The 9,331-nt window shown below is 63.8% G+C and carries 10 protein-coding genes; 6 read left to right on the top strand and 4 right to left on the bottom strand.

The features are described from left to right. Positions 1 to 273: 273 nt before the first annotated feature. The gene (locus tag RXV90_RS25495; protein ID WP_316653197.1) at positions 274 to 1,113 is read right to left on the bottom strand and encodes a universal stress protein; all 840 of its coding nucleotides are present in this window, start codon (positions 1,111 to 1,113) and stop codon (positions 274 to 276) included. A 201-nt stretch (positions 1,114 to 1,314) separates the two neighbouring features. Here RXV90_RS25495 and ccoN point away from each other — a divergent pair, with 201 nt between their 5' ends. From ccoN to ccoP, 4 genes are read left to right on the top strand one after another with little or no spacing between them, the layout of a single operon-like run. After that, positions 1,315 to 2,919 (top strand): cytochrome-c oxidase, cbb3-type subunit I, encoded by a 1,605-nt coding sequence (ccoN, locus tag RXV90_RS25490; RefSeq protein WP_316653195.1) that lies wholly within the window; start codon positions 1,315 to 1,317, stop codon positions 2,917 to 2,919. Positions 2,920 to 2,933: 14 nt separating this feature from the next. Next, on the top strand, positions 2,934 to 3,659 hold the full coding sequence (ccoO, locus tag RXV90_RS25485; protein WP_316653193.1) for a cytochrome-c oxidase, cbb3-type subunit II: 726 nt from the start codon (positions 2,934 to 2,936) through the stop codon (positions 3,657 to 3,659). Between the two features lie 14 nt (positions 3,660 to 3,673). Then, the gene (locus RXV90_RS25480; RefSeq protein WP_316653192.1) at positions 3,674 to 3,865 is read left to right on the top strand and encodes a cbb3-type cytochrome c oxidase subunit 3; all 192 of its coding nucleotides are present in this window, start codon (positions 3,674 to 3,676) and stop codon (positions 3,863 to 3,865) included. Next, positions 3,862 to 4,752, top strand: coding sequence for a cytochrome-c oxidase, cbb3-type subunit III (gene ccoP, locus RXV90_RS25475; protein ID WP_316653190.1), 891 nt, complete (start codon positions 3,862 to 3,864; stop codon positions 4,750 to 4,752). Before RXV90_RS25480 ends, ccoP begins: the two co-directional genes overlap by 4 nt. A 446-nt stretch (positions 4,753 to 5,198) precedes the next feature. Here the strand turns inward: ccoP and RXV90_RS25470 are convergent, their stop codons facing one another. Then, positions 5,199 to 5,633 (bottom strand): lipocalin-like domain-containing protein, encoded by a 435-nt coding sequence (locus RXV90_RS25470; RefSeq protein ID WP_316653188.1) that lies wholly within the window; start codon positions 5,631 to 5,633, stop codon positions 5,199 to 5,201. 253 nt (positions 5,634 to 5,886) lie between these two features. Between RXV90_RS25470 and RXV90_RS25465 the strand changes: the two genes are divergently transcribed. Both RXV90_RS25465 and RXV90_RS25460 read left to right on the top strand, forming a co-directional pair. Next, complete coding sequence (locus tag RXV90_RS25465) at positions 5,887 to 6,099, top strand: hypothetical protein (RefSeq protein ID WP_316653187.1); 213 nt, start codon at positions 5,887 to 5,889, stop codon at positions 6,097 to 6,099. Positions 6,100 to 6,130: 31 nt separating this feature from the next. Beyond that, on the top strand, positions 6,131 to 7,444 hold the full coding sequence (locus RXV90_RS25460; protein WP_316653185.1) for a pilus assembly protein TadG-related protein: 1,314 nt from the start codon (positions 6,131 to 6,133) through the stop codon (positions 7,442 to 7,444). A 69-nt stretch (positions 7,445 to 7,513) separates the two neighbouring features. Here the strand turns inward: RXV90_RS25460 and RXV90_RS25455 are convergent, their stop codons facing one another. Both RXV90_RS25455 and RXV90_RS25450 read right to left on the bottom strand, forming a co-directional pair. After that, on the bottom strand, positions 7,514 to 8,563 hold the full coding sequence (locus RXV90_RS25455; RefSeq protein WP_316653183.1) for an adenylate/guanylate cyclase domain-containing protein: 1,050 nt from the start codon (positions 8,561 to 8,563) through the stop codon (positions 7,514 to 7,516). Next, positions 8,560 to 8,925 (bottom strand): group I truncated hemoglobin, encoded by a 366-nt coding sequence (locus RXV90_RS25450; protein ID WP_316653181.1) that lies wholly within the window; start codon positions 8,923 to 8,925, stop codon positions 8,560 to 8,562. Before RXV90_RS25450 ends, RXV90_RS25455 begins: the two co-directional genes overlap by 4 nt. Between the last annotated feature and the right edge of the window lie 406 nt (positions 8,926 to 9,331).

Here is a 9,331-nt window from a genome sequence, read left to right as displayed (position 1 = left end):
TCTATACTCACCCGAAGAGTGTTGGAACTACTTCAGGGCTGCCGGATATGTCTCAGGTTAAAGGCCGGATGCTTTAATGAACACTTGATCTCTCAAGCCCGAACGACACCGCGCAGCAGGCCAGCGTCGCAATAGCGTCCGCCCGGAGGGGCGGCGTCCCTCGGGCGAAAGGTCCACTGGACCTTTCGCGGGACCCTCGGAACCGCTGGCCTGGCGGCCCTGCGGGCCTTGATTCCGGGCCGTTCTGGCGCCGGGCGATCCGCCCGGGGCCGCCTAATGCGCCATCAGCACCGGCAGCCCGCTCATCTCCAGCATGTTCCGCGTCGCGCCGCCCAGGATCGCCTCGCGCAGCCGCGTGTGGCCATAGGCCCCCATCACAAGCATATCCGCGCTCTGGTCCTCCAGGTGCCGCATCATCACGTCCGATACCCGCGGCATCGTCCGCGCCAGCACCGACACGTCGCAATGCACGTCCTGCCGCGCCAGCATCTCCGCCAGCGCCCCGCCCGGATCCGACCGGTTGGCGCCATGGGTCGGCGGGTCGATGATCGCGATGTTCACCTGCTGCGCGGCCTTCAGGAAGGGCAGGGCGCCCCTTATCGCGGCCAGCGCCTCGGGGCTTTCGTTCCACGCCACCACCACGCGCTCGGGCGCCACGGCGCCGCGATGCCCGTCGGGCACGATCAGAAGCGGCACGCGGGTGCGGAACAGCGCCGCCTCCACGCACATCACATGTTCCAGCCCCCGGCCCTCGCCATAGGGGCGCGGCAACACGACAAGGTCCTGCAAATGCGCCCCGTCGCCCACGACGGAACTCAGCGCCCCCACCTGCGTGGTGATCGCCAGCGTGGCATAGCGGATGCCGCTGCCCGCCAGGATCTGTTCGACGCCGCGCTCCACCCGCGACGCATCCTGCTGGGCGATGGCCAGCGTCTGTTCTAGCGCGATCGCCTGCGCGCCCGCGTAATAGGCGCCGGGATTCGTCCGGTCGATGCCAAGACACATGGCGGTCAGATGCCCGTCCTCCGCGGCGGTCACTGCGGCCGCCGTCCGAAGCGCATCCTCATCCCGCTCGAGGTCATGAATGAAGGTCACGATGGATTTGAAACTCATGGGGGTCCTCCCGCCGTCCTGCGCCTAGAGATCACACTTTATCCGCACGCCGATCCCAATCCTTGATCCGCATCAAACAACCCATACTGGCCGGTTGACCTGGATCAAGGAGAATCCCCGTCCCCCCATGTCATTCCCTTGTCCCATGAGCCGGACTCCGCCCGTCGGAGGCCCGGTGGGAACGGCGAAGGAAACGCACGTATGTGGGACACAATAAAACTCATCGCTCTGGGCCTGGTGGCGCTTCTTGCTGCCATAGCCGCCAACTTTGCACGCGATCCGGCCTACATGCTGCACGCGATCCTGATCATGCTGATCGCGGCGGGCATGTTCATCTACCAGATCCGCAAGGTTGGAGAGCCGAAACCGGCGATCGACTACTCGGTCTATGAAGACGGCGTGATCCGCGCCGGCGTCATCGCCACGGCCTTCTGGGGCGTCGTGGGCTTCCTTGCGGGGGTCTTCATCGCCTTCCAGCTCGCCTTCCCGGCGCTCAACTTCGAATGGGCCGATGGCTACATGAACTTCGGGCGCCTCCGGCCGCTCCACACATCGGCGGTGATCTTCGCCTTCGGGGGCAACGCGCTTCTCTGCACCTCGTTCTACATCGTACAGCGCACCTCGGCGGTCCGTCTCTGGGGCGGCAACCTCGCCTGGTTCGTGTTCTGGGGCTACAACCTCTTCATCATCATGGCGGCCACGGCCTATCTCCTCGGCGCGACGCAGTCGAAGGAATATGCCGAACCCGAATGGTATATCGACCTCTGGCTGACGATCGTCTGGGTCGCCTATCTCGCCGTCTTCCTCGGCACGCTGATCACCCGGAAGGAACGCCACATCTACGTGGCCAACTGGTTCCTCCTCTCGTTCATCGTGACCGTCGCGATGCTCCACGTGGTCAACAACCTCTCGATCCCGGTCTCGATCTTCGGCTCCAAGTCGGTGCAGGTCTTCGCCGGCGTGCAGGATGCGATGACGCAATGGTGGTACGGCCACAACGCGGTGGGCTTCTTCCTGACGGCGGGCTTCCTCGGCATGATGTACTACTTCGTGCCGAAGCAGGCCGAACGGCCGGTCTACAGCTACAAGCTGTCGATCATCCACTTCTGGGCGCTGATCTTCCTGTATATCTGGGCCGGTCCGCACCACCTGCATTACACGGCGCTGCCCGACTGGGCCTCGACGCTCGGCATGGTGTTCTCGGTCGTGCTCTGGATGCCCTCCTGGGGCGGGATGATCAACGGCCTGATGACGCTCTCGGGCGCGTGGGACAAGCTCCGCACCGATCCGATCATCCGGATGATGGCGATCTCCATCGGCTTCTACGGCATGTCGACCTTCGAAGGCCCGATGATGTCGATCCGCGCGGTGAACTCGCTGTCGCACTACACCGACTGGACGATCGGCCACGTGCATTCCGGCGCGCTCGGCTGGAACGGCATGATTACCTTCGGCTGCCTCTACTTCCTGGTGCCGCGCCTGTGGAACCGCGAACGCCTCTACTCGCTCAACATGGTGAACTGGCACTTCTGGCTCGCCACCATCGGCATCGTGCTCTACGCGGCCTCGATGTGGGTCACGGGCATCATGGAAGGCCTGATGTGGCGCGAAGTCGATGCGAACGGGTTCCTCGTGAACGCCTTCGCCGACACGGTCGACGCGAAGTTCCCGATGTACGTGGTCCGCGCTCTCGGTGGGGTGCTCTACCTCTCCGGCGCCCTGATCATGTGCTACAACCTCTGGATGACCGTGCGGCGGGCCCCGGCGAAGGAAGCCGAAGCCCCGCTCATGGCTCCGGCTGAATAAGGAGGGTCGGAGACATGGGTATCCTCGACAAGCACAAGATCCTTGAAACCAACGCCACGGCGCTCCTCGTCGGATCGCTCCTCGTGGTCACCATCGGCGGCATCGTGGAAATCGCACCGCTCTTCTACCTCGAGAACACGATCGAGGAAGTGGAAGGCATGCGCCCCTACTCGCCCTTGGAACTGACGGGGCGCGACATCTACATCCGCGAAGGCTGCTATGTCTGCCACAGCCAGATGGTCCGGCCCATGCGGGACGAGGTCGAACGCTACGGCCACTACTCGCTGGCGGCGGAATCGATGTACGACCACCCGTTCCAGTGGGGCTCGAAACGGACGGGGCCCGACCTCGCCCGCGTCGGCGGCCGCTACTCGGACGACTGGCACGTCGATCACTTCACCAACCCGCAATCGGTGGTGCCGGAATCGGTGATGCCGAAATACGGCTACCTGCTCGACCGGATGCTCGAAGGGCACCATATCGAGGAACTTCTCGAAACCCACCGTTTCGTCGGCGTGCCCTATACCGACGAGATGATCGAGAACGCCTCGGCCGATTTCCGCGTCCAGGTCGATCCGATGGGCGACTGGGACGGGCTGGTGGAACGCTACCCCGGCGCCCAGGTCCGCAACTTCGACGGCGCCCCGGGCATATCCGAGATGGATGCCCTCATCGCCTACATGCAGATGCTGGGCACCCTGGTCGATTTCTCGACCTTCACGCCCGATGCAAGCCGGTAAGGGGAGGGACACGCATGGACACCTATTCCCTCCTCCGCGAGATCGCCGACAGCTGGGTTCTGATCGCGCTCTTCGGTTTCTTCATCGGGGCGGTGATCTGGGCCTTCCGCCCCGGCAGCCGCGACACCCATCGTGACTGCAGCGATATTCCCTTCCAGCACGAAGACCGGCCCGCGGCCGGCCATAGGACGGAGACCCTGTCATGAGTTCCGAACAGGAAAAGACCAACGAACACGGCTACGGAACCACGGGCCATTCCTGGGACGGGATCGAAGAGTGGAACAACCCCTTGCCCCGCTGGTGGGTCTGGACCTTCTACATCACGATCCTCTGGGGCATCGCCTACACCATCGCCTACCCGGCCTGGCCGATGATCAGCAGCGCCACGTCCGGCATGCTGGGCTACTCGACCCGGGCCGAGGTCGCCGCCGATATCGCGGCGGTGAACGAACGGAACGCGGGCATCACCGAACGCCTCGCCTCGGCCGATCTGGCAAGCGTCGCCGATGACGCGGATTTGATGAGCTTCGCCCGCAATGCCGGCGCCGCCGTCTTCCGCGCCAACTGCTCGCAATGCCACGGCGCGGGCGCGGCCGGCGTCCAGGCCTCGGGCTACCCGAACCTCCTCGATGACGATTGGCTCTGGGGCGGCGGGATCGAGGATATCGCCTGGACGATCCGCAACGGCATCCGCAACGAACAGTCGCCCGACGCGCACTGGTCGGAAATGCCGGCCTTCGGCGAATTGCTGGCCGAAGACGAGATTTTGCAGGTCGCCAACCACGTCCGCGCGATCTCGGGGCAGGAGCATGACGCGGGGCTTGCCGAGGCCGGCGCGGTCCTCTTCGACGAGCAATGCTCGGCCTGCCACGGGGTCGAGGGCATGGGCGATCAGGGCATCGGCGCCCCGAACCTCTCCGACGCGATCTGGCTTTACGGCGGGTCGACGGAGGCCATCGTCGAGACGATCACCCACTCGCGCTTCGGCGTCATGCCGGCCTGGGCCGAGGAATACCGCCCCGGCCAGGGCCTGACGGATGCCGAGATCAACGCGGTCGCAACATACGTCCACCAGCTCGGAGGAGGGCAATAGGCTGGACGGAAATCGGGTCCCCGGTCACTGTTCGCGCGTTTCCCCGGGGACGCGATAGGGGCGGCGGCATCGCAAGATGCCGTCGCCTCGTTGTTTTTGGAGGGGGCATCTCCCCGCGTCCGGCGGCAAGCCGCCCTCCGCGCGGGGGTGTGCGGGCGTCCGGAATGCGGACGTTGCTGACACTCGCGATAAGCCGGGCAGGGCCCGACCGCGGGTGGGCCCGCCGACAGTTGGTCGGGGCGCTTTATCTCACAATCCCGCGGGACATCCCGCTGATCCGTACCGTTGCAGGAGGGCCCGCCCGGGGGGCGGTCGGGCCCTGCCCGGCGGGCCTGCGGCCCTCGATTCCGGGCAAGAAGGGCTCGAAGCCGACATCTGACTGTGTCAGTCGGGATCTCTCGCGGTCTCGGACACCCAATGACCTCTATGCGGGACGAGGGCGACTTTCACTGTGTAGCCCGCCGCCAGTCTACGATTGCAGTTACGTCCTCGCCCTGGAAAAGAGCCCCTGGTGCACTGAGCCGAAGCCCTTCACCCCTGAATTCGACCATACGCCGCTGCTCGGTGCCGACCCAATTCGGACAGGAGGACTGAGTGACCCGGTGGATCACGTGATCACCGTGAAATTCAAATGGCCCGGCATAAGTGATCTGTGACTTGATGGCCGCAGCATCTTCTTCCGCTGTACCGCCAAAGGGATCGTTCACAGCATAGGGCAGCCGATCCGCGGCACTCAGATGGACGAAAACAAAACCGTCATGCGAATAGCTGATGTAGCCCGTTGCCCGCTCGCCCAACGGATAAATCCGCTTCCGGTCTTGTGTCACATTATACCAGGCCACCAGCGCCCATGTGCCGGTGAGTGGAGTGTTTTTTGCCATTTCGCCGCTCCTTCGGGACGCGTCTGAAGGTAGCAAGCACCTGAACGCCACGGAAGCGGTTCGCGGCTGTAGGCCCGCACCCTGATCTGACGCTTCAGGCTGCGCCATTGCCCCCTCCCGCGAAACAGATTGTTTCGGCAATTCATCCCCCAGCCGTGAATTCAATCAAATTAATTCATCATTAGGCCTGCTAATTTGTTGACAGTGAGCCGCAGGTCTCTGCGCCTCCGGTCAAAAACAAAGGTAACGAATAATGAATATGGTACGCGTAAACAGGCCCGAGCCCACGTTCCGCCGGAACGATCCCCTGCAGCAGGCGCTGCGCCACGAGCTTCAGGATTACTCCAATCAGCAGCTTCAGGCGCTCGAAGCCGCGATGGAAGAATATCTGACCACCGGTCTCATCGGCCCGACCCTTGCTCATCTCTTCCACTTCCAGGCCACGCACGGCAACCACGCGGCCTGATCCGGCTTTCGGAGTAACCAGTATGTTCAGTATGTTCGACCACCTGCAGAGGCTGCGCCAGAACGAGGACGGCGGTATCACCGTCCTCTCGATCTTCATGTTCCTGATCATGCTCATGGCGGCGGGTTTCGCGATCGACGTCAACCACGCGGTCCAGGCGCGCACCCAGCTTCAGGGGGCGGCGGATGCGGCCGGCCATGCGGCGCTCTACACCCGCTACAAGGATCCGGTGGAACAGAACGCGATCGACAAGGGCATCGCGATCGCCGAGGCGAACATGCCCACATCGATCTATGGCTCGGTGCTGGCGACGGCCGACATCGAATTCGGCGACTGGGATGGTGTGACCCGCACCTTCACGCCCGGTGCGGGCGACACGGCGGTGCGCGTCACGACCCGGCGCTCGGGCGCCAATGGCGTCTCGACCTTCCTGATGAAATTCGTGGGCGTCGATTCCTTCGATCTCAACACCGTGTCGGTCTGGGATTACGAGGAAGGCTGGTGCCCGCGCGGCGAAGGCTTCTTCGCCGTGGGCCGCGTCGATATCCAGTCCAACAACAACTACAAGGACGGCTTCTGCATCCATTCGGAAGAACACGTCGAATTCAGCCAGGGGTCGAGCTTTCAGCAGGGCGTCGTCGTGTCGATGCCGAACGAGGGCGATATCGTCATTCCCAGTTCCGGGCTGTCGGGAAACGAAGGTCTGACTGAAGCGCTCGACTCGATCAACCTCAACCTCGATACCTTCTTCAACGGGCTTGAAACCCTCGCAAAGGCGCATCTCGATCCGACGTCCGACGTTCAGCCGTCCTACATCACCGACATGACGGCGCCGCCCGTGACCCCGAAGAAGTGGAAGGCCAATGTCACCGCCGACGACATCGTGCCAAACGCCGTCAACTACATGGATTGCCAGAACAAGACGCTGACCTTCGACAACGATCAGGTCATCAAGGACGCGGTGATCGTCACGCCCTGCGAGGTGAAGTTCAACTCGGGCGCGGCGCTCGAAAACGCAACGCTCGTGGTGCTCGACACCGGTTCGAAATCGGTCAGTGCGCCCTCGGGCTTCCGTCTCGGCGCCAGCACCTATTGCACCGACGGCATCGGCGGCGCGACGCTGATCACGCTCGGCGATTTCTCGGTGGCCTCGGGGCTCGAGGTCTATGGCGGCAACCTGATCTCGGCGGGCGATCTTTCCGGCACCTCAAACGCCAATGGCCTGGCCGGCATCAACTTCATGGCCGGCGGCAATCTGGATATGACGTCGAACGGCACCATGGGTTTCTGCAACTACGGCCCGCCGACACCGTTCGACATCCCCGTGTTCAAGATGGTGATGTAAACCCGGGGCGCACCGCACCCGCCGGCCGCGATCCGCAAGCCGGCGGGCCATCGCACCCGCCGCCGGGGGCTACCGCGCCAGCGACATGTTCCCCTCGACGTTCATAAGCTCCATCTGCCCCAGCCCCTTGATGTCGAACGCCCCGATATCCTTGATCTGGAATCCGTCGATCAGGTCGAACTTCATGCTGACCGGGGCCACGATCTTCATCGGATTGGCGAACACCTCCAGCCGCGCGGCCATGTTCACTGCCGGGCCGAACACGTCGTAGACGTATTTCTGCACCCCCACGACCGATCCCACGGCCGCCCCCGTGCCCAGCCCGATCCGCGCCTGCCAGGTATACCGGTGGCTCTGGTTGCGCCGCTCCAGGTAGCGCAGGAACCGCACCGCGCAATGCGCCACCGCGGTGGCGTGATCGGGCGCCGGGTCCGGCATCCCCGCCACCGCCATATAGGCATCCCCGATCGTCTTGATCCGCTCCACCCCGAACTGTTCGCTGATCCGGTCGAAGGCGGTGAAGATATCGTTCAGCTCCCCAAGCGTGACCGTCGGGTCGTTCCTCTCGGTGAAATCCGTGAACCCCACGAAATCCAGCATCAGCACCGACACGCTGGGGTGCAGCTGCGGCGTCACCACCCCGAAGGTCTTGAACTCCTCGTACACCTTCTTCGGCATCAGGTTCAGAAGAAGCTTCTCCACCCGCTCCTTCTCGCGCTCCAGCTGCCGGGTGTTCCGCTCCACCATGCTCGAATAGCTGTCGATCATCTGCTCCAGCTCGCGCATCCGCGTGATGTTCTGGCATTCCGCGACGATCATCCGCTCCCCCTCCAGGTCGGTGAGGTACATGTTCAGCGCGATCACCAGCGTCCGGCGCTTCGGCTTGACCTGCACTTCCGCCTGAAACCGCCCCGTCTCGCGAAACGCATCCATCGCCCGGTCGCGCAGGTCCGCGGTGATCTCCCGCACCGCCTCGCTCTCCGCCGGGTCGCCGAACCACTCCGCGAAGGCCGCGTTGTGGAACGAGAAATGCAGATCCCGGTAGCGGATGATCGCAATCCCCACCCCGATCGATTTCAGAAGCTGTTCGTTGATCGTGTTCAGGCTGATCTGGGTCATGCCGCGCCGGGCGAGACGATGAGGTGCCGCTTGCTCTCGAACGCGGCCTCGACGGTGCGAATGCTGTCCCCGTCCATGCCTCCCTCGGCCATGGTGTCGGTCAGAAGCCGCAGGATCTCGTCGAATTCGCCGCCGGTGATCTTCAGCCGCATATGCACATGGCGCAGCCGGTCGTCCCCCATGGCAGAGGGTCCGCCCATCAGCGAGGAGATGAACTTGGTCTGATGATCGATCAGCCGCGGCATGTCCACATCGTCGAAATGCGGCCCCACGATATCGCTGTCGAGCACCTTTTCGTAAAACGCCATGACGATCCGGCTGATGGCGCTGAACCCCCCGAATTTCTGAAACGTCGTCGACATGCACCCACCCTTCCCGACGGGAGGAAGCGTAGGATCATCGGAACACCCGCGCAAGCGGGTTGGGGGAAGGGGGGCGTCTCGCGGATGGCCCGGAAGAGAGGGCGCGCTCCACGCCGGCGTCAACACCCCTTGCGCATGCGACGGTGCTTCGGCCTCTATGGATCCCCTTGCCAAGACGGCCGGGCTGCATATCCGTCATTGGCCGGACAACGGAAGGCATCCCCCCCCCCGCTCACCCGCAAGACAGGCCGCCGTCGCCCTGCGGTTTTTGGGGGGGATCGCCTGCCACAAAGCTGCCATTCACGCGCTCCGCAACGAAGGTCGGCTCCGAGCCGATTGTGTTGAAGAAGTCGGGTTGAGAGCCGCGAACAGATCGCGATAGCGCGTAACTGGGCCTGTCGCTCAG

It is taken from the genome of Ovoidimarina sediminis, from assembly GCF_032586175.1.
Taxonomy (GTDB): domain Bacteria; phylum Pseudomonadota; class Alphaproteobacteria; order Rhodobacterales; family Rhodobacteraceae; genus Ovoidimarina; species Ovoidimarina sediminis.
This window is presented reverse-complemented; position numbering and strand designations above follow the sequence as displayed.

Excerpts from the sequence above, each read along its gene's own strand:
- ccoP (WP_316653190.1), top strand. The coding sequence starts at position 3,862 with ATGAGTTCCGAACAGGAAAAGACCAACGAACACGGCTACGGAACCACG.
- ccoO (WP_316653193.1), top strand. The coding sequence starts at position 2,934 with ATGGGTATCCTCGACAAGCACAAGATCCTTGAAACCAACGCCACGGCG.
- RXV90_RS25470 (WP_316653188.1), bottom strand. The coding sequence starts at position 5,633 with ATGGCAAAAAACACTCCACTCACCGGCACATGGGCGCTGGTGGCCTGG.
- RXV90_RS25465 (WP_316653187.1), top strand. The coding sequence starts at position 5,887 with ATGAATATGGTACGCGTAAACAGGCCCGAGCCCACGTTCCGCCGGAAC.
- RXV90_RS25480 (WP_316653192.1), top strand. The coding sequence starts at position 3,674 with ATGGACACCTATTCCCTCCTCCGCGAGATCGCCGACAGCTGGGTTCTG.
- RXV90_RS25455 (WP_316653183.1), bottom strand. The coding sequence starts at position 8,563 with ATGACCCAGATCAGCCTGAACACGATCAACGAACAGCTTCTGAAATCG.
- RXV90_RS25460 (WP_316653185.1), top strand. The coding sequence starts at position 6,131 with ATGTTCGACCACCTGCAGAGGCTGCGCCAGAACGAGGACGGCGGTATC.
- RXV90_RS25450 (WP_316653181.1), bottom strand. The coding sequence starts at position 8,925 with ATGTCGACGACGTTTCAGAAATTCGGGGGGTTCAGCGCCATCAGCCGG.
- ccoN (WP_316653195.1), top strand. The coding sequence starts at position 1,315 with ATGTGGGACACAATAAAACTCATCGCTCTGGGCCTGGTGGCGCTTCTT.
- RXV90_RS25495 (WP_316653197.1), bottom strand. The coding sequence starts at position 1,113 with ATGAGTTTCAAATCCATCGTGACCTTCATTCATGACCTCGAGCGGGAT.